This is a genomic window from Sporomusa sp. GT1, assembly GCF_014634905.1.
Lineage (GTDB): Bacteria > Bacillota > Negativicutes > Sporomusales > Sporomusaceae > Sporomusa > Sporomusa sphaeroides.
In genome coordinates this window covers 20,369-45,554 of the sequence record NZ_BMBX01000021.1, presented here as the reverse complement: position 1 = coordinate 45,554, position 25,186 = coordinate 20,369, and the positions used below count along the sequence as shown (strand labels likewise).

The 25,186-nt window shown below is 49.2% G+C and carries 24 protein-coding genes and 1 riboswitch; of the genes, 2 read left to right on the top strand and 22 right to left on the bottom strand.

Translation table 11 applies throughout. The features are described from left to right. Positions 1–15: 15 nt before the first annotated feature. The 12 genes from GT1_RS17600 to GT1_RS17545 all read right to left on the bottom strand — a co-directional run bounded on the left by GT1_RS17600 (position 16) and on the right by GT1_RS17545 (position 11,492). On the bottom strand, positions 16–1,119 hold the full coding sequence (locus GT1_RS17600) for an ABC transporter substrate-binding protein (RefSeq protein WP_223226341.1): 1,104 nt from the start codon (positions 1,117–1,119) through the stop codon (positions 16–18). Between the two features lie 35 nt (positions 1,120–1,154). Next, complete coding sequence (locus GT1_RS17595) at positions 1,155–1,937, bottom strand: Rossmann-like domain-containing protein (protein ID WP_188399801.1); 783 nt, start codon at positions 1,935–1,937, stop codon at positions 1,155–1,157. 127 nt (positions 1,938–2,064) lie between these two features. Beyond that, positions 2,065–2,838 (bottom strand): ABC transporter ATP-binding protein, encoded by a 774-nt coding sequence (locus GT1_RS17590; RefSeq protein ID WP_188399800.1) that lies wholly within the window; start codon positions 2,836–2,838, stop codon positions 2,065–2,067. Between the two features lie 58 nt (positions 2,839–2,896). After that, positions 2,897–3,295 (bottom strand): biopolymer transporter ExbD, encoded by a 399-nt coding sequence (locus GT1_RS17585; RefSeq protein WP_188399799.1) that lies wholly within the window; start codon positions 3,293–3,295, stop codon positions 2,897–2,899. Further along, positions 3,273–3,893, bottom strand: a complete 621-nt coding sequence (locus GT1_RS17580) for a MotA/TolQ/ExbB proton channel family protein (RefSeq protein ID WP_188399798.1) — start codon at positions 3,891–3,893, stop codon at positions 3,273–3,275. Before GT1_RS17580 ends, GT1_RS17585 begins: the two co-directional genes overlap by 23 nt. A gap of 38 nt (positions 3,894–3,931) precedes the next feature. Then, a complete protein-coding gene (locus GT1_RS17575) occupies positions 3,932–4,927 on the bottom strand; it encodes an iron ABC transporter permease (protein ID WP_188399797.1) in 996 nt (331 codons plus the stop codon). Between the two features lie 3 nt (positions 4,928–4,930). Beyond that, entirely contained in the window at positions 4,931–6,034 is a 1,104-nt protein-coding gene (locus tag GT1_RS17570) for an ABC transporter substrate-binding protein (protein WP_188399796.1), read from the bottom strand. An 8-nt stretch (positions 6,035–6,042) separates the two neighbouring features. Next, positions 6,043–8,067, bottom strand: coding sequence for a TonB-dependent receptor (locus GT1_RS17565; protein ID WP_188399795.1), 2,025 nt, complete (start codon positions 8,065–8,067; stop codon positions 6,043–6,045). Between the two features lie 50 nt (positions 8,068–8,117). After that, positions 8,118–8,837, bottom strand: coding sequence for an energy transducer TonB (locus GT1_RS17560; RefSeq protein WP_223226340.1), 720 nt, complete (start codon positions 8,835–8,837; stop codon positions 8,118–8,120). A gap of 51 nt (positions 8,838–8,888) precedes the next feature. Further along, on the bottom strand, positions 8,889–9,683 hold the full coding sequence (locus GT1_RS17555; protein ID WP_188399793.1) for a DUF364 domain-containing protein: 795 nt from the start codon (positions 9,681–9,683) through the stop codon (positions 8,889–8,891). A gap of 97 nt (positions 9,684–9,780) precedes the next feature. Continuing rightward, positions 9,781–10,800, bottom strand: coding sequence for an ATP-binding cassette domain-containing protein (locus tag GT1_RS17550; protein ID WP_188399792.1), 1,020 nt, complete (start codon positions 10,798–10,800; stop codon positions 9,781–9,783). Then, a complete protein-coding gene (locus GT1_RS17545; RefSeq protein WP_188399791.1) occupies positions 10,797–11,492 on the bottom strand; it encodes a GTP-binding protein in 696 nt (231 codons plus the stop codon). The genes GT1_RS17550 and GT1_RS17545 overlap by 4 nt, the downstream gene beginning before the upstream one ends. 336 nt (positions 11,493–11,828) lie before the next feature. Between GT1_RS17545 and GT1_RS17540 the strand changes: the two genes are divergently transcribed. Next, positions 11,829–13,106, top strand: coding sequence for a metallophosphoesterase family protein (locus GT1_RS17540; RefSeq protein WP_223226339.1), 1,278 nt, complete (start codon positions 11,829–11,831; stop codon positions 13,104–13,106). Positions 13,107–13,324: 218 nt separating this feature from the next. On the opposite strand, the gene GT1_RS17535 is transcribed toward GT1_RS17540, so the two are convergent. From GT1_RS17535 to hydE, 10 genes are all read right to left on the bottom strand, one after another. Next, complete coding sequence (locus GT1_RS17535) at positions 13,325–13,531, bottom strand: heavy-metal-associated domain-containing protein (protein ID WP_188399790.1); 207 nt, start codon at positions 13,529–13,531, stop codon at positions 13,325–13,327. Between the two features lie 22 nt (positions 13,532–13,553). Further along, on the bottom strand, positions 13,554–15,986 hold the full coding sequence (locus GT1_RS17530; RefSeq protein ID WP_188399789.1) for a heavy metal translocating P-type ATPase: 2,433 nt from the start codon (positions 15,984–15,986) through the stop codon (positions 13,554–13,556). A gap of 28 nt (positions 15,987–16,014) precedes the next feature. Further along, on the bottom strand, positions 16,015–16,284 hold the full coding sequence (locus tag GT1_RS17525) for a metal-sensitive transcriptional regulator (protein ID WP_075753824.1): 270 nt from the start codon (positions 16,282–16,284) through the stop codon (positions 16,015–16,017). A 244-nt stretch (positions 16,285–16,528) separates the two neighbouring features. Then, complete coding sequence (gene cysK, locus GT1_RS17520; protein ID WP_188399788.1) at positions 16,529–17,464, bottom strand: cysteine synthase A; 936 nt, start codon at positions 17,462–17,464, stop codon at positions 16,529–16,531. 235 nt (positions 17,465–17,699) lie between these two features. Continuing rightward, positions 17,700–18,869, bottom strand: a complete 1,170-nt coding sequence (locus GT1_RS17515; RefSeq protein ID WP_188399787.1) for an ABC transporter substrate-binding protein — start codon at positions 18,867–18,869, stop codon at positions 17,700–17,702. A 338-nt stretch (positions 18,870–19,207) separates the two neighbouring features. Next, entirely contained in the window at positions 19,208–20,734 is a 1,527-nt protein-coding gene (locus GT1_RS17510) for a DHA2 family efflux MFS transporter permease subunit (RefSeq protein WP_188399786.1), read from the bottom strand. A gap of 9 nt (positions 20,735–20,743) precedes the next feature. Further along, positions 20,744–21,763, bottom strand: coding sequence for an HlyD family secretion protein (locus GT1_RS17505; RefSeq protein ID WP_223226338.1), 1,020 nt, complete (start codon positions 21,761–21,763; stop codon positions 20,744–20,746). 2 nt (positions 21,764–21,765) lie between these two features. Then, a complete protein-coding gene (locus GT1_RS17500; RefSeq protein WP_188399785.1) occupies positions 21,766–22,134 on the bottom strand; it encodes a PadR family transcriptional regulator in 369 nt (122 codons plus the stop codon). 141 nt (positions 22,135–22,275) lie between these two features. Continuing rightward, positions 22,276–22,608 (bottom strand): YezD family protein, encoded by a 333-nt coding sequence (locus tag GT1_RS17495; RefSeq protein ID WP_188399784.1) that lies wholly within the window; start codon positions 22,606–22,608, stop codon positions 22,276–22,278. 23 nt (positions 22,609–22,631) lie between these two features. After that, positions 22,632–23,678, bottom strand: a complete 1,047-nt coding sequence (gene hydE / locus GT1_RS17490; protein ID WP_223226337.1) for a [FeFe] hydrogenase H-cluster radical SAM maturase HydE — start codon at positions 23,676–23,678, stop codon at positions 22,632–22,634. 172 nt (positions 23,679–23,850) lie between these two features. Next, a riboswitch (SAM riboswitch) is annotated at positions 23,851–23,948 on the top strand. 83 nt (positions 23,949–24,031) lie between these two features. Between hydE and GT1_RS17485 the strand changes: the two genes are divergently transcribed. Further along, positions 24,032–25,177: a PLP-dependent aspartate aminotransferase family protein gene (locus GT1_RS17485; RefSeq protein WP_075753814.1), complete on the top strand. Its 1,146-nt coding sequence runs from the start codon at positions 24,032–24,034 to the stop codon at positions 25,175–25,177. Positions 25,178–25,186 lie beyond the last annotated feature (9 nt).

Genomic DNA, 25,186 nt, shown 5'->3' with positions numbered 1-25,186 from the left:
TTTTACCGTTTCAATTTATATCGTTCCCGTAAAATTGATGCCGTAAATTTCTTTGTAAAATTCCTTGGCCTTGACCTCTACGACATTCCGTTTAATTTGATCAGGATAGAATTGATACGCCAGCCACAGCTCACCCAGGGCAATGGAATCCGGTCCCGGATTTCCCCAGGGCTTGGTCCAGTATGGGGCGAGAATCACCCTGTTTTCTTTAACCGCCTTAATGTCCTGCCATTTAGCGTCGGCCAGAATGCTGTCATAAACACTTTTGTACCGGTCCTGAACCACAATGACATCCGGATTCCACTGCGCAACTTTTTCAAAGTTTACTTCCTTGTAGCCTTTAATCTCTTCCGCGGCGACGTTGACCGCCCCCGCTCGTTCCAGCTGGCAGCCGACATACTTGTCCGACCCATAGGTCATATTGTTTTCATTGGCAATAAAGACGCGTACCTTCTGATCGCCGGATATATTTTTCAGATGGTCCTCCACATATGTTCTGTTAGCCACAGCGAAATCCCATATCTTAACGGCCTTGTCCGTTTTGCCGGTGACTTCCCCCAGCTTCTTGACGGACCACTCACAACCTCTCGTATAAGCAACATCGGCATTGGCCAACTCCGGATTCTGCGCCTCTTTCTGTCTGCCTTCTCCGCGCAGGGTAACGGTCATGACCGGGATGCCCAAGTTCTCCAATTGTTGAATATATTCCTTCTTAAACTGCGCAGCGACAATTACCAGGTCGGGATTCAGCTTGGCGACCTCTTCCACATTGCAGTCTTCAAGCGACCCCGGCATCGGCAATGCTTCTATTCCCGGGAAAACATCTGTCATATATTTGCCCAACAGGCTGTCCCACTTGGATACCACGCCCACCACCTGATCCTGGGCACCAAGCATGGCTAAAATGTCCAGAGAATGATGCTGCAGGGCTACAATCCTCTTGACAGGGGCTTTTACAGTGACTTTGCGGTCATTTTGGTCCAAAAAGGTAATTTCTGTTTGCTTCGCTGTCTTTTCCTGCGGCGGTGTTCCTGCGGTCTGGTTCGCACACCCGGACAAGGCAAGTGCAACAATAAGCAGGAAAACCAAAACAAAGGAACATTTTTTCAAATTCATCATTTTTCTCTCCTTTAAGCTAATGAGCTTGCCTATACTCAGGGTGTGTTCCTGAAAAGCGAATAATCCTTAGCGGCAACCTGAACCATTTTTGCCCCTGTATCGAAAAACTCTTGCCGGTCTCCCTCCTGCATCAATCGCCATACTGTCTGCTGCTCAACCACAGCGGTTCCTGCAAGTATATCAATGCCATACTCAAACAGAACCGGACTTAATGGTGTACTGGGGCCTGCCAAAACCACAAAAGCATTGCGGCTCAATTCCAGCAGCCGGGGCAAGGTCTTATTAATCAGCGTAGTTGCGGTAATAAACACAAAATCCTGCTGTGGCAAAATATATTCGCAGGCCGGATCAGGATAGTCCCCCTGCTGCGGCCGGCGTTCCAAAATGGATAACTCACACAACGGCGCCAAGAGCTCCAAATCCCGGAAGTGGCCAATAACTGCCACCTTTTTCCCGCGAAGCTGTTCCCGCATCTGGACAAACACATCCTTGGGCGGCTGTTCTTCCCACTTTACGGCTAATGTCTCCTCCAGCCGCTGCGGTGTGTTAATTACCGAGTTAATTGCCGCCAAACCCATGGCAGCCTCGAAATAATTCCAGGATTTGACCCATTGAGCTACCTCCTTTACCGGGGCTCCGTTAATTTTACCGGTAAAGCAGTAATCCCGGCTGCCCTCCGGCGGAGTCATGGCAATCCCCACGCCTTTAGATCGTACCAGGAACCAGGATAACCCGGTTAAACATGCTTCAATCCTCAGATCATCAGGGATTGAAGCAATCAGTTTGTCGTAAATATCCCACTTGAACACCTCACCCATGCTAGAACCACCTTTTTATAATAGTTGTCAGTTATTGGCCGTCAGTAAGTATGGTACCGGACACAATGGTCAAGCCTCGGCAATCAGGGAAATACGATAATCTGGCATTTTGCCCGACACCTGGCGACTAAATCAGCGGCAAACACACCTTCAGTGCTTTTGACTCGCCGGTATCGATTTCAACCACCTTGACCTTTGTCATGTACAGATCGCTTAATACCGTGTCGGTTACCACACTGTCCGGGCTGCCTAGCGCCACAATTTTCCCCTGCTTCATAATCATCACCTGGTTGCATAGCAGAAAAGCATGGTTGGGAAAGTGCGAGGTCATAATAATTGAATACCCCTGCTTTGCCAGCTTATCAATCACGCGCAATATCCTGACCTGATTGCCATAGTCAAGACTGGCTGTCGGCTCGTCCATAATGAGCAGCCTGGCGCGCTGCGTCAGCGCCCTGGCAATGAGCGTCAATTGCCGCTCGCCGCCGCTGATACGGCTAAACAAGGCCTCCGCCAGGTGCGAGATACCCAGTTCAGCCAGACTCTCCTGCGCAATGGCATAATCTTCCCGGCCTGGTACTGCAGTAAAGTCAATATGCGGTGTGCGTCCCATAACAACAATATCAAGCACTCTATAGGGAAATACCGTCGCGGCTGCCTGCGGTACATAGGCCAGATCAGCAGCCAGTTCCTTTGCCGGTATTGCATCGATCTTTTGACCTCTGAGCCTTATACTGCCTGTCCGTATTTTGGCAATCCCCAATAAACACCTGAGCAAGGTCGTCTTGCCGGCGCCATTTGGCCCCAAAAGGCAAACAACATCCCCCTTATCAACGGCAAAAGAAATATCTGTGAGCAGATTGCCTGCTGACGGATAAGCAAAACTGATATTCTCAACCACAAGCAAGTATATGCCGCTCCCTTCTATTCGCGGGTTCAGACTTCGAGACTCAATTCCGTTATCGTCCCTTCTCCCTGACCGCTATTGCTATCTTAGCCACCCCGGCCCGCTGAATTTCATCCATTACCTCCACTACCTGTCCATGGCTGACTTCCTTATCGGCCTGAATGGATACAGCAGCATTTTTTGCACCGGTTAGCAGCGCCGCCAGTTCGCCCTTAGCCACCGGCCGGCCATCAACCGCCATGCGTCCATCCTGGGCAATTAATACCGTAACATGCTGCGTCTCCTGACTCTTGGCCGCTGCCTGGGGTAAATTTATGGTAAAGCCCGGATAGACGGTAACAAACGCCGTTGTCATCATAAAAAAAATAACCAGCAGCATCATTACATCAACCATTGGCGTCATATCAATATGGACGCCGATCTGTCGTTTATTTACCTTGCGTGGCACCATTATTCTCCCCTTTTGCCTTTAATAAAGACGAAAACTCCTTTATCCTTGACTCCAGGATGCGCAGCCGCCGTTCCACCCAGTTGCGGTAATGATTGTGGCAGACAATGCAGAATATGGTGACAAACAAGCCGGCCGCTGTGTTATACAGGGCTTCGGCAATGCCTTCCGACAATAACTGGGGATTGCCTGCCCCGCTGACCGCCGCCACATGGAAGGTTTTTATCATGCCTAATACTGTACCCAATAACCCCAGGAGCGGCGCGATTGTGGCAATTGTCGCTAAGATATATAAATATTTCTCCAACCGCATGCTCTCGCTGTCTAAAGCAGTTTCGCCGGCAAGCTCCACTTCCTCGCTTGCCGCCAGATAGTGCCCGTACATAACCATCCACAGCCTTGCCAGCGGTCCGTCACCAGTGCCAAAAGGTCTGGCACTGCCGGCGGCAATCGCTTGCCGTAAATCCGGCATATATATTTGATCTTCCCGGGCTACCTTCCGGTAAAACCACCACCTTTCAATGACAATCGTCATCGCCAGCAGCGAACAGGCAATAATTACACAAAACGTAGCTCCGCCCTTAGCCACAATGTCATACATCCAAAAACCATCTCCTTAGTGTTGCCGCCAAACCTATTTCACTCCAGGCCCCTTTTGCTTCTGGCCAGTAAAAAAACAAAAAAGGGCGCCCCAATTAAGGCTGTAAGAATTCCGACCTGTATTTCCACTGAAGCAAGGCTGCGGCTTAAATTATCCATTATCAACAGATAGGCGGCTCCCAAAAGCATGGACACCGGCAGTACTATGGCAAAATTTGCCCCAAACAGCATTCTGGCTATATGGGGAATCAACAGCCCCACCCATTGGATAATGCCGCCAATACTGGTAGCCGCCGCTGCCAGCATGGTCGCGCAGGCCAAAATCACCAAGCGGGTACCCCGGACATTGATGCCGAGTGTACGCGCTTCTTCTTCGCCAACACTAAGCACATTAATCTGCCAGCGCATGAAGTATAGTATGGCCATCGGCAGCATTATGGGAACCAAGAGCAATAGTACATCCTGATTCGTAACCTTGGAAAGCCCTCCCATTAGCCAAAAGCTGATTTCAGGCAGTGTGTTCATGGGATCGGCCATATATTTCAGCACCGAAACAAGGGCCTGGAAAAAGGCAGAAACTACAATACCGGCCAATACCAGCGATATGGTTGATTTATTGCCGAACCACGAACTGATCATAATGGCGCAGGATACCGCAAGCAGGCCAAAAATAAAAGCCAGCGACTCCACCCATATCCAGGACAGGTGGAAAACCATCCCCAAAACGGCACCAAAGGCCGCGCCCCAGGAGGCCCCCAGTATTGACGGTGACACCAGGGGATTGCGGAATAAGTTCTGATAAGCCGCCCCGGCCACTGCCAGCGCACTGCCCACTAACAAGGCAGCCATGATTCGCGGCAGCCGGATGTCGAACACAACGGTTTCCATAATATCAGTCCCGGCCGGCGGCAGTCCCAAGAGCTTGGCGCCCAGAATCATTACTACCATATCTGGGGCAAGGGGAAAACGTCCGACCAGAAATGAGCCGAAGAAGGCAATTACCAGTATCGCCAGCAACATCGAAATTTTCCACATAAGCTACTCTACTCTTTTCGCCCTGGCTGCCAGATCATCAAGTTCCTGTTCAGACAGCTGGTAGTGATAAAATAACGCATAAAACCGCTTAACTTCGGCACGGAAATCAAAAGGATAGACATCAGGGTACAATAAATTCGCCACCCATCTTATACCGATAAGCCGGCTTACCGCCGGCGGCCGGTCAAACCAGTTAAAAGGGCCTGTAGGAATTTCATATACCTGCCGCGCTTTAACCGCACGGACATTTTGCCATGATTTTTCACCCATAATTGAGGGGTAGCTGCTGCTTTCGCCATCGCGAAAATAGCTGATTAATACCACCTCCGGATTCCATGCCAGCACTTGTTCCATCGATACCGGACTCCGCCCAATAATACTGCCTGCCGGTAAACCGGGATCGGCAACATTTATGCCGCCGACAAATTCAATGATCTCGGCATGCCACGACCCCCGCGGCTCGGTTTCCAAACCGCGCCGGCCTTCGGCATAATACACGGTTACCGGGGTGCGGCCCTGTAACAGCGGCTGCTTTTCCGTCACCATCGCCAGCGTTTCCCGGCAATAGGCCGCAAGCTTAGCTGCCCGTTCTTCACGGTTCAGCACCTTACCGGCAAGCACATAGGCCTGTTCTGTTTTAGTTAATTCTTTATCCAACAGCACCACCGGTATTTTGGTCAATCGTTCCAGTTCATCCGCATATTGCCTGGTAGTATCATTGATATCGTTTATTGTTAAAATTACGTCCGGCTTCATCTTCATAATTTCTTCGGCATTACTGGTCGAACCGCGGGTGGTCCAGGCAAGCACCGGCAAGTTCCGGTACTCCGGCAGGATATAGCCTGACTGATCTGCCGCCATGTGATAACCCCAGCCTGCCAACAGCTCGGGCGCCAGAGTATAAATCAACACACATTCGAGCGGTGATGCCGGATATACCTTCTCAATTTTCTGCGGCAATATAACCTTACGGCCTGCCATGTCAATAATAACCCTGCCTGAGCCTGGCGCTGCGCCCGAATCCACAGCGCTTTGCCGGCCGCACCCGGTTAAGAGCATGAGCAAGCTGATGCAAAGCAAGATGATCAGTGTGCTTAACCTTTTCATAAACCCTCCTACATTTTCATGCTTATGCCGGCCATGAAGTTAATGCCGTCGCCCCGGTGGTCATATTTATCCCAGTATTTAGTGTCAAACAGATTGTTGATATGCAAATAATAGGACAGATTGTCATTCTCCTGATAGTTAAAATTAAGATCTACTGTATGATAGCTATCCAGTTTCTTATAGATATTTCCATAGTTATTGACTTCGTTGACATCAGTATTCTTAACATTGCCCAGGTAATGACCGATCAAGGCAGCCTGGAACTTGTCCACCGTGTAGGTTGCGCCGTAATTGAACATACTGTCAGGCAAATTGGCGGCATCGGTGGTAACCCCGGCATTAGTGTCTTCCGCCTTCAAATACGTGTAATTAACAAAGCCCCTCAGCCGTTTGCTGATCTGCTGGTTATATTCCAGCTCCACTCCCCGTATCTCGGTTTTAGCAATGTTGCGATATATCTTATTTTCATCTCTGTCAATCCGGTTATCAATATCATTTTTGAAAATAGCAATGTCCAGTGATGCTTTTTCATTAAGCTTGTGCTTCCAGCCGAGCTCCTGGTTAGTGGCCTTTTCGGTCCTAGGAACGGCATAACCATCCTTGCGATTGCCGTTAGCCTGCTTGGCGGTAACAAAATTATGGGTTTTTCCTGCCGAAAAACGCAGCGTATTTTTCTCATCCAATTGATGGGTCAGGTTAAATACCGGATCAGTGGTAGAATCATCAATATCTGCAAGTTCTGCCGGTGTTTTCCCCGGAATGTTGTCAAAGGCTTGCGTTACCTTGTCATGACGCACGCCTGCGGTCAGATTGGTTTTGCTGTCAAGCTGCCAGCTATCCTGCAGGTAATAGCCGATGCGCCTATCGCTGCCGCCGTCAGTAATGCCGCCTGGATTTAAACTTCTATTATCGCTGGCATCCCAGTCAAGCTTGCTGTATTTGGCGCCAAAGGTGATGGTATTGTTCCGGGCTGCCTGCCAGTCGGCAGTAAGCTCCATACCATTACCGCTTGAAGTCCAGTCACTGCTATATAACATCGGGTTTTGCTTGGTATTTGTCTTATTTAGGACGTTATTGCCATTCGTTACCTGCAGGGTATTGCGGTCGGTGACATGGTAAAATTTCACATCATATTTGAACCGGTCATTGACCTTTTGATCATACTGCACGGCAATATTGGTTTGTTTAAAATCCCGGTATCTCCAGTCTTTTACATCCGTCTTGCCGCCTATCTTGGTATCACCAGACCATCCAATATTAGACGAGGTTTCCTTACCGGTTTCCTGGTCAATGCCATTGGCGATGTCCCGGTCGGTATTCATATACCAGCCGCTGATTGTCAGGTTCTGGCCCTCACCCAGCTTCCATTTTATTTTACCGTCAAAATACTCCTTATCAAACTCGGAGTGTCTCTGATACCCGTCACCTTTGCTTTTGCCGGCAGCAAAGGAGTAGCTGGCATTATCATCACTGCCGCGGTAGGAGATGCTGTGGTCAAAGCGTTTATCAGAGCCTGCTGCCAAATTAAGCTGAAACTGGCCTGGCCCCTTGCCATCCTTGGTGGTAATTAAAATAACGCCGCCTTTATAGTCTGTGCCGTATTGCACCGGTCCGGGTCCTTTAATGATCTCAATCTTTTCAATATTATCGACAGCTATACCGGCCAAATCAGACGCCGAATTGGAGGCGATACCTGATAAGGGAAACACCGGCAGCCCGTCAATATAAACCCGCGTCTGGTCGGTGGCCGCCCCCCGGATACGCACCAGCCGGGCATTCTTATCAGCACTCGCCATATACAGCCCGGGTACTGCTTCCAGAGCCTCAGCCAGATTTCTTGCGCCGGTTTCCTTAATTTTTTCCGCGGTAATAACTGTTGTGGTCACTTGGTATTTCTCCAGGGATGTCGAGTGGACTTCCACGCCCTCAAGTGTGGCCTCATCGACCTCTTGTGCTGTGGCAAGCTGGAATGAGCTTAATAAGCAAACAGCCAGCACCGGGGGAATCATCCTTTTTTTGAAATTTTTTCTCATACATACTCCTCCTCCTTGTTGTGCTCTTTAATATAAACACTATATTTCTATCAGCGATCTAGGCTGAACGTAACCGGCACTCTCACCCTGCCAGGTACAGCCTGTCCGCCGCGCTCGGCAGGATTAAACCGCCATTTGTACAGCACTACGTTCACCGCCGCCTGATCCAGTACATCATAACCTGAGCTTTCGGCCACTTTCGCCTCGGCGGCTCTTCCCGCAGCCGTCACCAGTACACTGACAAATACCTTTCCCTGCCAGTGATTGCGCCTGGCTTCAACCGGATATTCCGGCAAAGGCGCATAAGCCAGCGACGGCCGGCGGTCAACCTGCTCTGCTGCCGGCCCGGTTCCGCCGGCAGAGACGCTATTTCCTGTCCCGCCGCCTGCCGCTGCTCCTGCTCCTGCCTCTCCGCTAAAATCGCTGCTGCTTACGCCTGATGGCAGACCGGCCACAGCGACAGCTGCAACCTGCGGCCAAGCCTCGGTCTGCTCCCTGACGGGGGCCAAGCGGGAAGCTGCCGGCCTGGCAGCCGGATAAACCTGCTTATTGCTGCTCAGATCCGGGCTGTGATTGCTGGCCGCCGGTACATCCTTCGCCTGAACCGGTTTAGCAGCAGGGGGGAGCGGTGCCAGCTCAACTTCCATATATTCAAATTGTGGCTCCAAGGCTGTTTCCGCCAATAATCCCTGCCCCACTAAAGCAAAAACGCTAAGGTGAACGGCCAAAGCCACCGCAAAAGCTGAGCCCCAAGTCCCTGCCATCCTCATAATGACGCTCTTCCTTTCACCAGTACCCGATAAACTTGTTTGTTCGAACACTCAGATATCGAACCCCGACAGGCTGGTCCCCCCATTGAATTCTTGGGATTTAAGCGCTACTTTCTGCCCTGTCTTGTAAATCGGGCTGCGTTCCAGGCCTGCCACAATCTGTGCCGCACCGGCATTATCCTTAACCACAAAGCCTGATAAATCATTGACACCGAAAGCAAATAGCGACGGTGCCAATGGTGTGGATGGACCGACAAGGATAACATAAGCATTTTTTGATAAATTCAGCAGACGCGGTAATGTCTTGTAAATAAGACTTGTACAGCTTAAGACAACAAAATCATATTCCGGCAGGATGTAGTCGGCGGCCGATTCCGGGTAATCACCTTCCTCCTCCGGCTCACGCGCAATAATGACAAGGTCAGAAACAGGCCGGAACAATTGTTCAACATAGGGAAAATGACCGAAAACAGCTACTTTTTTATTTTTTATCCTATTTTGATAGGCAATAAAGGGATCATTAAGACGATCCTCACTGTATAAGCTGTTAGCAAGCACAATGCCATTGTCTGCCGCAGTTGCCGGCGAATTATACCAGGTATTTATGGCCGCCAAACCGACAGAGGCTTCGACGAAATTCCAGGATTTAATGCATTCTGCCAGCTTCCGCAAGGGCATATTAAGTGTCTTTTTCATCGTCTCCGGCAGGGTATCGCCTGGTATGATATGGCTGAAGCCACACCTCTCCCCGCTGCGTATGAGTACGCCATAAGTGCCGCAGATAAATTCGTCGACAAGACACTCCTCCGGTATTCCCGCAATCATAGTGTCATATAACTCCCACATTTTCTCACCTCCTATCTGTCATAAAAACCGCTGTCGCAGCCTCTAATTCTCTTTGGCACATTCCCTTTGTGTCCTTGGCATTCTCTGCGGCCATTTATCACAGGACAGGCATCAACGGCTTAACCCGCTCTCCGTACCGCAATTGTTGCCTGACAGCCAGCATCATGGCATCCAGTTTTTCAATATCACGCAAGCTTTCGGCTTCTTCGTCCGATGTCTCCAGGATTTTATAGATACCGCCATTTTTGATAACAATCCGTTTATCGGCACTCAAAGCCAGCAGCGGGTCATGGGTGGAAATCAGTACAATCTTTTGGTTTTCAGTCAACAGGCTGATGGCCTGCTTCCGGTCAATGCCGGCATTTTCGATTTCATCAATCAGAACAATGGGCGAGGCGCTCATATGAGCTGTGTCGGCAATCATCAGCGCCCGTGATTGCCCCCCTGACAGCTCAGTTACTCTAGTATCCATGGCAAATTTTTCACCAGCCATTTCGTTGGCGCAAACAAAGCAGCGGTTGATGACTTGCCTGGGATTTTCGCACAGGCGAATCTTTGCATGCATTGCCAGAAATTCCGTTACATTCACATCCATAACAAAATTCATATTTTGCGATAACTGCGCCACCAGTTTATTGCCCATATCAAACCGCTGTTCATCAGTCAACACATGATCATTGATCAAAATTTGCCTGTTGGTCGGTGTATCGCATTGCGCCAGGCATTCAATATCTCCTAAGAGACGGCTTTTCCCTGAACCGGTAGGGCCGACAATGCTGATAACCTCACCGGCGGCAATGGTAAGCGTCACATTCTCGGCTTCCCCTGCTTTATTTCTACCGCCGATGATGGTAATACTTTCTACCTTTTCCTGTGCCTCAAGGTTTCCTGCCAATGCTGCCACGAACCGTACCAGTTCTTCCGTCAAGCTGAATCTATCAAGACCGAACTCTGCCAATTGCTCCTGTGGTATTTCGGCCAAAGCCTGAGCCAGCGTAAGATTTTTCTGCAGATTCGGCAAATTATAATTAATAAAAAAATCCTGTACCACCGGATAAGTATTGATAATTTCAGCAATTGTCCTGCTTGCCGCACACTCTCTGATTGCTTGCCTCATGATTCCACCTTGAATTCCATCTTTTTCAGCATTCCCATCTGGTAGCTTTCACCGATTCGCGTTTCACCGGTACAGTAAGCGCATACAGAAGCCGGCATGGAAAAGCGCAGGCGCCGGTTTCTCACACTGGTAATAGCAGCTGCATTCATAACATGCTTGCTTAAGAGAAACGCCCCCTGACCGGTAATGCCATTCACAAAAAGAATGGAGGCTCTGGGGTTAACCTGCCGGACACTCCCCATAAACACCTCCCGTTCGGCTTGGGAAACAATATCACCCTTGGTAATGACAACAATATCGGCCAGCTTGAGCATAGGGCCAATTTTGCGGGGAGTATTCACCCCTGATAGATTATCAATAACACAAATGGCAAGAATTCCCTGGATATGCGGGGAACAGCGATTACATAAACCCGCGCTTTCGCTGATCAATATATCCAGCCCGGTGCGTTCTCCCCACTCCACAGCATCAGCAATGTTAGTAATAAAAAAATGATCAGGGCAAAATTTCCCGGAAAAGCCCACCTGCACTTTTACGCCATATTCTTCGTAACGCAGTTGATCAAAAGAAGTCAGACAGTCAAACTTAACCACGCCGACCTCCTGCCCACCTTGCCTAAGGCAATCAATCAGCCGTAAAATTACCGAGGTCTTACCCGAAGAAGGTGCCCCTGACACCGTAATGAGCTTCATTAAGCTACCCCCACCCTGCATCGCATCCATAATTTACTATATTTATCATCTTAATACAAAAATAAACACCAGTCAATAAAACCATCAAACAAACATCATTATTGTTTGTTTTTGTTTGTTTATGTTGTTTATATTTAAAAATGCGCTTAAAATGATTCTAAGCGCATTGGTTACCGTTGAAACCGTGTTATTAAAAAACCCTCGTTTTCTTTTTAAATAGTGTAATAATGTTTATGTTATGCTTATTTTTATTTTAAAATTAATGCAAATGATAAAAGGGCAAAAAGCAAACCATTTTAAGGTTGTAATAGCTTGTAACAGAAAGGCGGCGAAATAATGGCTGGTTATCGAATAAGGAATAGTATCCTCATCTTTCTACTGACGGCGGTGCTGGCGGTTTTACCGGTACCGCTCGCCAGAGCGGTGGCAGACGCCTATACGGCGCAGCATGTGACACTAACCTGGACAGACAAGGTAACTGTCACGCAGACTATTACCTGGAAAACAGAATCATCCTGGCCTGTCGGTAAAATCATGTATGCTGAAAAGGCCGACAGTAATGTATTTGCCGCTAAAGCCACGGTTGTCACCGCCGTCTCCCGGCCGCTGCCTGCCGACGGAAGCGGCCTTGTCGTCCATGTGGCGGCACTGACAGGGCTGAAGCCTGATACAACCTACATGTACCGGCTGGGAGATGGCGACAGCTGGAGCCGGTCGTACTGGTTTACAACAGCACCTGCCGATACGGCGGCTTTTCGCTTTCTTGTTTTCGGTGACTCACAGAGTGACGGGTATGAGAATTGGGGCCGGCTTGTCAGGCAAGCCTACCGGGACAATCCCCAGGCGGCGTTTTTGACGGTAGTCGGCGATCTTGTCGATGTCGGCGCCGATTACAGCCAATGGCGGGAGTGGTTTGACGCAGCCGAAGCCGTTATCAGCAACGTCACCATCATGCCGCTTACCGGCAATCATGAAACATACACGCCGGTGTGGGGCGAGCGGACTATGCCTGTTTTGTTTACCGCCCAGTTCAAGCTTCCCGCTAACGGGCCTGACGGTTTACAAGGCCTTGTGTATTCGTTCGATTACGGCGACGCCCATTTCGTTATCCTGGATAGCCAGGAACGGGAAGAGGCGCGCTTTATACCGGATATGCTGGCAAGGCAGCAGGCCTGGCTTGATGCTGATCTGGCGGCAACTGCTAAGCGCTGGAAGATTGTGCTGCTGCACAAGACTCCCTATCCTGTCAAATCAGGCCGGAGCAACGAGTCGGTCAAAGCGGCGTTCGTCCCGCTGTTTGACAAGCATCGCGTTGATGTTGTCATAAGCGGGCACGACCATGTTTATGCCCGCACCTATCCGCTGACAGGCGACAAGATAACGGCAGGCGGCACAATCTATGTTACGGCAGGACGCAGCGGGGCAAAAGCTTACCAGTATGTTACACCCAACGAACTCCATGAATTCTTTTATAATCCTTTTGAGGAGCCAAATTATCTTGTCGTCGAAGTTGAGCAAGACAAGTTGTCTGTCAAAACTGTTTCGCAAAGCGGCCAGCAGATCGACAGCTGGCAGAGGCCGCTGGAGAGGAAGAAGGAGAAAATCGCCTCATGAAGCTTATTACCGTGAAAGCTTCGGTGATTCTCAGATAAATCAACTGCCTGACTTTCGCCCAACGGTGCTAGAGGCAGTATGGCATAAAGACCTGTTTGTCTCGGCGACAGTTGCCTTACTAAAAACAAAAAAATCAACGTCTTGTTGAAGACGTTGATTTTAGCGTACTTTATTAGCATAGATTTAATATAAAACTTCCTTGCGTCTATCATTAGTCATTAAACCACGTCAAAACCCACATCTTCCACAGCCTTGACCAGCGCATCCCGTGCAGCAGTACCTGTCACCAGGGCTTCCTTTTTTTCCAGGTCAACACTTGCGCTCAATACTCCCGGAATAGCCTGGAGTGCCTTCTCAACACTCATTTTACAATGTCCGCAGGACATACCTTCAATTTTTAATACAATCGCCGCTGCTTGACTCACAAAATTCACCTCCTTTCGTTCCTTACTTTAACTCGCCGTAAGGGTCAAACCGTTTTAATCTCAACGCGTTGGTTACCACCGAAACCGAACTAAACGCCATGGCGGCACCTGCCAGGACAGGAGACAAAAATCCTGCCGCCGCCACCGGAATACCCAGCGAGTTGTAGACAAGCGCCCAGAATAAATTCTGCTTAATGTTGCGCATGGTTGCCTTACTTAAGCGAATGGCTGCCACCAGGCCGGTTAGCTCTCCCCGTATGAGGGTAATGTCGGCAGCCTCGATAGCCACATCGGTCCCGGTGCCAATAGCAAAGCCCACATCAGCAATAGCCAGTGCCGGGGCATCATTAATGCCGTCACCAACCATGCCCACAACCTTGCCCTCTTGTTTCAGCGCCTCCACCTTTGCAGCTTTGTGCTCCGGCAGCACCTCGGCCATAACATTCGTAATCCCTACCACTTGGGCAATGGACTGTGCCGTACGGGTGTTGTCCCCTGTCATCATCCACACTTCAATACCCATCTTTTGCAGTTCGGCTACGGCCTGTGCCGAGCTTTCTTTTACCGTATCGGCTACCGCCAGCAAACCGCTTAGCTGGTTTTCCACCGCCAGCAGCATTACGGTTTTACCCTGAAGCTCCAACTGTTCGATGGTTGCCACCGCTGTTTCATATTCAATGCCGTTTTCCTTCATTAGCTTACGGGTACCCACTAAAATTCGCTGGCCCTCGATGGTAACCTCAATCCCCCGGCCCGGAATGGCAGTAAACGACTCCGGGTCGCTCAGGGCTATCCCTTGCTGCTGTCCATAAGCAACAATAGCCTGCGCCAGGGGATGTTCCGAATTCTTCTCGGCACTGATGGCCAGCCTCACCAGTTCGGCTTCCGCCATCCCGGCCAGGGTGACAATATCGGTCACTTCCGGCTGGCCTTTGGTAATTGTGCCGGTTTTGTCAAGGACAATGGTTGTCAACTTATGGGCATGTTCCAAATGCTCAGCGCCTTTTATCAAGATGCCGCTTTCCGCCCCCTTGCCTGTACCCACCATAATGGAGGTCGGCGTAGCCAGTCCCAGAGCGCAGGGGCAGGCAATAACCAGGACTGCGGTAAAGTTAACCAGGGCGCGCGCAAAATTTCCCGGGTCCAGGATAAAGAACCAGACAGCAAAGGTTACCAGCGACAGTCCGACGACAACCGGGACAAAATAGCCTGAAACCACATCTGCAAACCGTTGAATGGGAGCTTTCGACCCTTGCGCGGCTTCGACAATACGCACAATTTGGGCTAAGGCAGTATCTTTGCCAACCTTAACGGCCTCAAATTTGAAGGTGCCTAATTTATTAATAGTAGCGCCAACCACCTGGTCGCCCACTGCTTTGTCAACAGGCAGGCTTTCACCGGTAAGCATGGATTCATCAACAGTTGATGTTCCTTCACGAATAATACCGTCAACCGGAATTTTCTCGCCGGGACGTACTACCACCACATCCCCGACTAAAACCGCCTCGACCGGAATATCCATTTCCTGCCCGTCGCGAACCACCCGGGCGGTCTTGGCCTGCAGCCCCATCAGCGCTTTAATGGCCTCAGAGGTTTTCCCCTTGGCATTGGCTTCAAGCAATTTGCCTAAGATGATAAGGGTAATCAAAATAGCGGAGGTTTCAAAATACAAGTGCGGTTCATGGCGGAGCACATTGGCAATACTGTAAAAATATGCTGCCGAGGTGCCAAGCACCACCAATACATCCATATTGGCACTACCGTTCTTAAGCACCATATAGGCTCCCCGGTAGAACTGCCAGCCGGCAATAAACTGCACCGGCGTGGCCAGCACGAATTGGAAATACGGATTCATCAAAAATTCGGTAAACCTGCCCATCACGCCTGCCATATGCAGAATCATGCCCAGCAGGAGCGGCGCAGAAAACCCGGCCGCCAGGAACAGGCGAAACCGTTGTTTATTACTTTCGGCTTCATGGGTTTGCTGTTCTTTATCTACCGCCGCCGTATCGGTTAAATCCAATGCTCCAAAGCCGGTGGCTTCGATTTTGGCCTTAATGTCCTGAACGCTGACCACATCCGGATAATACTCGACTGTGGCCTTCTCCACCGCCAGGTTGACGACAGCATTAACGACACCGGGCAGCTTTTTCAGGCTTCTTTCCACCCGTCCCGAGCAAGCGGCGCAAGTCATGCCGGTAATTTTTAACTCTACTTTATCCCGAATCACTTCATACCCCAGCGCTTCAATCTTCTGCGCAATCTCATTGAGCGAAAGCTGCGACCGGTCATAGGTCACCGCAGCCTTTCCGGTTGCCAGATTTACTGCCGCCTTCTCTACTCCCGGCAATTTGGCAAGCCCCCGTTCCACCCTGCCGGAACAAGCGGCGCAAGTCATGCCGCCGACCTTTAGTAATACCGTGTCGGCAGACAGGTTGTTCCGTGCTTCAGCCATATCTGTTTCACCCCTTTAACCTAAAGCTTTATTTTGCGAATTTGGACAAAACGCTCATCAGTTCATCTACAGCTTGTTCGGTACGGTCTTCTTTTATCGCATTAACCACACAGCTTTTTGTATGGCTTTCAAGCATAATCAGTGCCACCTGATTAAGCGCCGCTCTGGCAGCCATAATTTGCTGCAGGACATCCACACAATAGCGGCTTTCCTCCACCATTTTTTCAATGCCATTAATTTGTCCGCCGATACGGCGTAATCTTTTTTTTATGCTAACCTTTTCCTGTTCGTTTAACATAGCCATCCTCCATATACTATACCCCTGTATAGTATAATAATATAACGCTGCTTACTTATAGTCAATATTTTTTAGTATTTCCTGCAAAAAGATAAAGTAGACTAACCTTCAGCTGGGGTTTTAACCCCCTCTGAAGGCTAGTCCCTTGATAATATATAAAAACAAAGCAGCCCGGGAATTATCCCGGGCTGCTTTACCGTCTCAGTCCCTCATTTCGAAGAAAGCCTGAACTTTGGCAACAAGTTTATTCTTCACCAAACAACGGGGTTGACAGATACCGCTCACCGGTATCAGGCAGAATGACCACAATGTTTTTACCCTTATTTTCCGGGCGTTTAGCCAGTTCTGTCGCGGCGTGAAGGGCGGCACCGCTGGAGATACCGACAAGCAGGCCTTCGGTGGCTGCCACTGCTCTTGCGGTTTCAAACGCATCGGCAGACTGCACTTGAATAATTTCATCAATGGCCTCGCCATTAAATACATCCGGAATAAAACCGGCGCCAATTCCCTGAATTTTATGCGGACCGGGGTTGCCGCCAGACAACACCGGCGAATCAATCGGTTCTACTGCCACAGCTTTAAATCCTGGTTTACGGGGCTTCAACGCTTCGGCAATGCCGGTAATGGTACCGCCGGTACCGACGCCGCCTACCACAATATCCACTTCGCCGTCGGTATCTTGCCAGATTTCTTCGGCAGTCGTTTTACGATGAATTTCAGGATTAGCCGGATTCTTAAACTGTTGAGGAATCCAGGAATTAGGAGTTGCCGCTGCCAGTTCCTCCGCCCGGGCAATGGCGCCTTTCATCCCGTTGGCACCTGGCGTCAGCTCCAGCTGCGCCCCTAAGGCTTTGAGTAATTTACGGCGTTCTATGCTCATGGTTTCCGGCATAGTCAGAATCAGCTTGTAGCCGCGGGCTGCGGCAACAAATGCCAGAGCTACGCCGGTATTGCCACTAGTGGGTTCGATAATTACCGTATCTTTATTAATAAGGCCTTTGTCCTCAGCATCTTTAATCATCGCATAGCCAATGCGGTCTTTAACACTGCCCAGCGGATTAAAATATTCTACTTTAGCGATAATCCGTCCGCCAACCTCTTTGATGCCAGCATATTTTTTCAATTCCAGCAGTGGAGTATTGCCAATCAGTTCTGTCAGATTTCCATAAATTTTAGCCATAATAAAATCATCCTTTCTTAACCGGTTAATTATATTGTAACCCTTTTTCTGCCTAATAGTAAGACCTGCGTACTATTGAGCATTTAACTTTCTGCCGAAAAAACAAAAGGAGACAATCGTGACTGAACAAGCCAGCGATTGCCTCCGGTCTTCCGGTCAGCAGAATATTTATGTTGGCTATATACTAACATAGCCGGGTTTTGACTGTCAACCTTTTTTTACTATATTTTCACCATTATTGTTTAGGAGTGATTTTTTCCTTAAACACTTGTTTGCCATCTTTCATTTCAATAACAACGGCGCTCTTAATAGGATTATGATTGGCATCGATTGTTACAATACCTGTGCTCAACTGCAAATCCTTAGTTTGTTCTATGGCATCGCGAATTTTTTGCGGATCGGTGCTGTTAGCCCGTTTGATGGCGTCAATCATCAGCAAACCGGCATCATAGCCCAGAGCGGAGAAAACACTTGGGTCCTGGTTGTATTCTTTCTTATACGCAGCAATAAATTTCACGACATTAGGATCGGTATCCTGGGAAGAAAAGTGACTGCTGAAATAGGTATTGTTCAGCGAAGCGGCACCGGCAATTTCTACTACTTTGGCATCATCCCAGCCATCGGTTCCAATGAACGGCATGTTCATGCCCATTTCCCGTGCCTGCTTAAGAATTTTGCCCACTTCTTCATAATATGCCGGAATAAATACTACCTCAGGATTAAGTGCTTTAATTTTGGTCAGCGTTGATTTGAAATCCTGATCCTTTTGCAAAAAGGCTTCCTGCCCTAAAATTGTACCACCATTTTGGGTAAATACGGTTTCGAAAGATTTGGCAAGTCCTTTGGAATAGTCGGAACTGTTATCAATATACATAACTGCGGTTTTTACTTTCAGCGTATTGCTGGCAAAGTTCGCCATAATGGTGCCTTGCAGCGGGTCGATAAAACAGGAACGGAAAGCGTACGGACGCGTTTTGCCATTATCAACAGTAATCTTTTCACTTGTTCCGGTAGGAGTGATAATAGGAATTTTATTATCCTGGGATACCTGTACTGTGGCTATCGTATTTGAACTGGTGGCAGGTCCGAACACGGCTACGACTTTGTCCTGGGTAATAAGCTTGGTAAGAGCATTGGTTGCTTCGGCAGCTTCCGATTTATTGTCTGCCAATACTAACTTTATTTGTTTACCTAACACACCGCCGGAGGCATTAGCTTCTTTGATGGCTAGTTGGATGCCGTTTACTGCTTGTTTGCCATAGTTGGCCACACCGCCGGTTAACTCGAAGTTACCGCCAAGCTTGATTTCATTTGCGGCCTCTTGTTTGGTTCCGCCGCCGCAGCCGGCCAGCGCACCAGCCATCATCAGTGTGCTCATAGCCACTGCTAACAATTTTTTTCGCATATTTTCTCCTACCCCTTTTTCCCCCGTACTATAGCTCCTATTCAGTCTGTACACTGAGATTCACGGAGTGTATCTGCCGGGGAAATTCTATATTTTATAATCAAAATATACTATACACCTTTACATGTTTATTGTCAACAAGGTTTTTGTCGTTTTCATATAAAGTACATTTGTATTCATTAAGAGCACAAATATAGTGCCTAAAAGAAAAGCGTCACCCCTTTCCCGGCGAAAGAAGTGACACTAATATTACTAAGACGTATGCAATAAAATACTGTTTCTTAATGAGCACCATCACGCCCGGCCTTGCTACCGCAGCACCCTAAAGGTGCAGCCGGTCAGCGCACGCGCTTGGCATCGCGAATAAACAGTGCAGGCACAATAGCCAGAGCACACAATACCCCGGTGAGCAAAAATACATCCTTGAAGGCAAGAATAGCAGCCTGCTTGGCTACCATGCTTTTCACCACCGTCAGTGCCATAAGGTTTGCCTCGCCCAGAGAGTTCCCGCTATGCACAAAATAGCTCTGCAGGGTGCTCAATAGCCTGACAGCCGTCTCTGACGCCGGATTAATATAGTTGGAATAAATGGCTGTATGGAAAATAGTTCTGTCATCCAGCATTGTGCCCATAACCGCTACCCCCACGCTGCCGCCAATATTTTTAAACAAATTGAATACCCCGGAGCCAACCCCGATTTTATCCTTGGGCAATGATCCCATAACACCGTTAGACAACGGCGACATGGTTAACGCCAGTCCAATACCCATGATAATAAGCCCAAAGGCAATGTAGGAATAAGCAGTTTTATCATCCAAAATACGAAAAGAAAATAAAGCCACCGCCATAATAGCCATTCCGGTTGAGGCCGGAATTTTTGAGCCGAACTTGTCGGCAAGCCGCCCGCCAAGCGGCGCCAGCACCACTAACGACAGCGTCATCGGCAGCATGGCGATACCGGCGCGTATAGCAGTGTAGCCTTGAATATTGCGCAGATAGAACGGCAGTAGAAACAAGCCGCCATACATGGCCATATATGACAAAAATCCGACGATATTGGATACAGTAAAAGTTACATTTTTAAATAAACCCAGATCCACCATAGGTTTTTCAATATGGCTTTCCACCAGGAGAAAGGCCAGCAGCGACAGGGCCGAACCGGCACACAGGCTTATAATATAGAGTGAAGACCAGCCTTCTTTAGAACCTTGGTTCAGCACTAACAGCAGGCCGCTCAAGCTCATGACCAGCAGCGTACCGCCAATATAGTCAATGCCGGTTTCATTGCTGCCGGCTTTGGATTCGGACAGTACTTTCACCCCCAGCAGCAAGCCGCCGGCCGCTACCGGTAAAATAGAATAAAAAATCAGGTGCCAGTCCAGGTATTCGACAATAGAGCCGCCAATCGTCGGACCAAGGGCACTGCCGGCAGCAGCCAGTGCCCCCCATATTCCCAACGCTTTACCGCGTTCCCCGGCGGGAAAGGCTTCGGAAACTAATGCCATGGCATTGGGAAATAACAGTCCGGCTCCAATCCCCTGCAGTACCCGGAAAATGATCAGCAGCGTGCTATTCCAGGCTAAACCCACCAGCAGTGTGGCAATAGTAAAAAGACTTAATCCAATTAAATACAGCCTTTTTCTGCCAAATTGATCTCCCAATTTGCCGGTAATGGGCAGGATCGACCCATAGGGCAGCATATAAGACAGCGATACCCACACTACCGAATCCATAGTAAAGCCGAAAACCTGCATAATATTGGGCAAAGCAATATTTACCGAACTGCTCACATAACCGCTTAACATGGTTCCCAAAGTTACTGTAAACAGCACTAAATACTTGTTCGCCGGCGTAGAATTTTTCATATATACCTCTTATGACTTGACATGCACACTTATAATAGCCGACATGCCGGGTTTTAGCGCAAAGATTTCATTGGCCGAAACCTTAATTTTTATCGGCAGTTTTTGCGTAAGCTTAGTATAGTTGCCTGAAGTGTTTTCCGTCGGCAGCAAGGCAAACTGCGAGCCGGTGGCAGCACCTACCTCGCTGACTTCGCCGGTAAAGTTCCGGCCCGGGTAGGCGTCAATAGTAAAATCAACACTTTGTCCGGTATGAACTTTTCCGATATAGGTTTCATCAATATTGGCGGCCACCCACACATCTTTCAGATTTGCGATATTGACAATGGGTTGACCGATTGACACGCTTTCACCAATATTAACCGACTTTACTGCGATAACACCGGCAATCGGATCCCGGATTACGGCATGTTCCAGTTGAAGCTCGGCATTTTTCAGCGCCGCTGCTGCTTGTTCCACCAGAGCGGCAGCTGCCTGAATATCTTCAGAACGCGCCCCTTCTGCCGTCAGGCTATACGATTCACCTGCTGCATGATATTGTGCCTGGGCAACAGACAGATTGGCTTGCGCTGTGTCCCGTTGTTGCGCGGAAACAGCGCCTTGCTGATAAAGCGCTTCGGCACGTTCATACATTTTCCTGGCATTTTCTAAGTTTGCCGCCGCTTGTTCTGTAGCAGCCCCAGCCTGAGCCAGTTGCTGCGGCCGGCTGCCGGCCTTGACGCCCGCCAGTTTGGCCTGAGCGACAGCCAGACTGGCTTTAGCCTGAGCCACTTGCACCTCTAGCTCCTTACTGTCCAGTTTTGCAATCACCTGACCGGCCTGCACTTCATCGCCTTCCTGAACCGGCAGTTCGTCCACCCTGGCCGAAATTCGCGAACTTACGGTAACAATCGTCCCTTTAACTCTGGCATCATCGGTTGAGACTACACCGGCGTATTTGATCCACCACCATAATCCCCCGCACAAAACGATAGCGAGAACAAGTCCCGCCACAGCCATAAACTTCTTTTTCGTCACTTTTTTATGACCCATTATTATTCCTCCCTGCCCTCACCAAACAAATCCCGGCGCAGTATCTGAAGCTTGCGTTCCGACTCATTAATTCTTTGCCTGACAATTTCCCGCAGGGTCGGTATATAGGACACACCTTGCTCAGTAATCGAATATACCCGCTTGTTTCGGGTATCAGGCTTATCCCAGCTGCCAACAATGTAGCCGCGCTCCTCCATCTTCCGCAGTAACGGGTACAAGGCATTGGGATTGGGTGAAATCATACCCAAAGTACGGCCTTTAATGAGTTCCGCAATTTCATTTCCGTAAGCCGGACTTTGTTCCAGGATCGTGAGTATATATAGCCCGACAAGAGCCTTGACTCTTGTCTTATATTCATTGTCCTTAACCATTCCGTAAAGCCTCCTCATCGCATTGAATTGCAATATTATTAATTTTAATAACATTAATTTTAACATCTTTTTGTTTAAATTACAAACCCCTAAAAAAACATACGGCGATGAACTATAAGCAGTTCATCGCCGTATGTTTCTTTAAATTCCGTCGCCATGAAGGCCGGTTAATTTTCCTACCCGGTATTTTTCGGTTCTTTCCACCTGCATAATCTGCCCTGCCTGGATTTGCATAGCCACTTTTCCATATTCCATGCCGTCAACTGACTGCAATATCCGCATTCGCACCCCAGTGGCAGCTGCTGCAGTTTTACCTGCGCCCTTCGGCGGCTGTTCGCCTATCCGGATTTTTTCCAGTTTCTCCATTTGAATAATCCGTGAATCCTGGAGTACCAGGGTAACAGAACCAAAATTAATATGTTTCACAGCTTGCTCAATCAACGCAAGCACTTCCTCAGAAATATGTTTATTCATACGCTCATTCCCTTCCAGTGCTGCTAAGCCCGCTTTACCCGGAAACCGTGCGTTTCAGCTACCTTGCGGCCAATACCCTGAATTTTGCCGGTAATACACGAACGGCAATGAGCCGGCGTGTCGTTGATACAAATCTTCCCCGGGTAGAGCAAATACAGCTGCCGGTATTCGCCCTCGGTAACATTGGGCATCACTACATTGGCCCCCCGTTGCAGCGCCAGTACCCGTCCCTGCGGGTTCAAAGACTCCATAGCGGTTGTCGCCGGAATATTAATATCCGGTAACAGCAGCCGGGTCATAGCCATCACCTTGGTGCTTAATTCAAAAGTACCGCCTGCCTCTTTGGCTAACGGCGTGTCCGGATTAGGAATAAACGGACCTACACCAATCATGTCCGCATCCATGCTCTTGAAAAACAAAACATCATCGGCCAGCGATTCAACAGTTTGCCCCGGTATACCGACCAGAGAACCTGTTCCCAGCTCAAAACCCAGCTCTTTTATGTCCTGCAGGCATTTTACCCGGTTATCCCAGCTCATGCCCGGATCGAGTTTTTCATACAATGCTTTGTCGGTAGTCTCAATTCTGAGCAAATACCGGTCGGCACCGGCATCACGGTATGCTTGATATACCTCACGGGTTTTTTCACCCACACTCAGCGTAATCGCCAAACCAAGTTCCTTGATTTTTTTGATAATATCAACCATGGCAGCCACATCAAACCATTCATCTTCGCCTGACTGCAGCACAACCGTGCGATAACCGTATGACTTGGCTTTGGTTGCAAAATCAAGGATGGTTTCCGGTCCCAGACGATAACGGTTTACCTTTTTATTATCCCGCCTTAGACCACAATACAGACAGTTTTGTTTGCAGGTGTTGGAAAACTCAATCAGCCCACGCAAATGTACCTCGTCGCCCACATACATTCGGCGCACCCGGTCGGCGGCAGCAAAAAATTCCGCTTCGTATTCGGTATCTATCAGCAGCGCAACAATTTCATCTTTAGTAAGCTCATGGGTTGTTTCAGCTTTTTTTATTAATGCCAGTATATCTTTTTTATCAGTCATACTGTTACTGCCTCCCCGTATTCCCAAAATAGTTATGCCTGTTGAAATCATGATATCCGGTTTTTCAACCGGCGTCAATATCAAGCAGGCAAGCAGATAAAAAGCATAAAAATATCTATTGACAAATTGTATTAAGTATGCAAAAATAAAATCCAATAAAATTAAATAATTAAACTTATCGAGAGTGGTCGAGGGACTGGCCCTATGACACCCGGCAACCGGCAGCAATGCAAGGTGCTAAATCCAGCGGAGCAATCCGGAAGATGAGTTATCAGCGCATACAGGCGACTCTTCTTACGGTGGAGTCGTTTTTTTGTTGCCTGCCGCAAACACAAAATAGGAGATGATATGTTATGAAATTTGCCACCAAAGCCGTCCACGCAGGTCTTGTCACCGATAAAACCACCGGTGCCATCAGCACTCCCATCTACCAGACAACCACCTTCCGCCACCCTGAACTCGGCCGCAGCACCGGCTATGACTATTCCCGTACCCAGAACCCTACCCGTAAGGCGGCGGAAGAAGCCGTAGCCGCCCTGGAGGAAGGACATGCCGGCTTTGCCTTCGCTTCAGGCATGGCTGCCATTTCGGCAATACTGATGCTGTATCAGCCTGGTGATCATCTGATTATTACCGAAGACTGTTATGGCGGAACCTATCGCATTATGGACAAGATATTCAGCCAGTTCGGTCTGACAGTTACTTTTGTCGATACCAGCAGCCTGGAAGAGGTGCGCCAGGCACTGCAGCCTGCCACGAAAGCCATCTTACTGGAAACACCCACCAATCCGCTGATGAAAATTGCCGATATCCGGGCAATAACGGCTATCGCCCGTCAGCATACCCCACAACCGGTGCACGTCATTGTGGATAACACCTTCCTCTCCCCCTATTTCCAGCAACCGCTAACTCTGGGCGCCGATATTGTCTTCCATAGCGGTACCAAATACCTGTCAGGCCATAATGATGTGGTCTGCGGTCTGGTAGTTGCCGGTGACCCCGCGCTCTGTGAAAAAATCGGGTTTATCCAAAACGCTACCGGCGCCATCCTTGGGCCGCAGGACAGCTGGCTTTTACTGCGGGGGATCAAGACACTGGCAATCCGGTCACGCCAGCACGAAAAAAACGCACAGGCTGTCGCCGAGTGGCTTACCACCCATCCCAGTGTTACCAAAGTCTATTACCCCGGCTTAGCCAACCATCCCGGTAAAGAAATCCAGGACGCCCAGGCCTCTGGCTATGGCGGCATGCTGTCTTTCACCGTAGACCATCCCCGCCTGCCTGCCCAAGTGCTGCGCAAGGTAAAAGTCCTCCAGTTTGCCGAAAGTTTAGGCGGCGTTGAATCGCTGATCACCTTCCCAGCAGTCCAGACCCACGCCGACATCCCGGCCGACATTCGTGAGCGCTTAGGCATTAGTGACTGTCTCTTGCGCTTGTCTGTCGGCATTGAAGATGTGGAAGACATTATTGCCGATTTGGCCCAGGCGCTGGAACAGTAAGATAGAAAT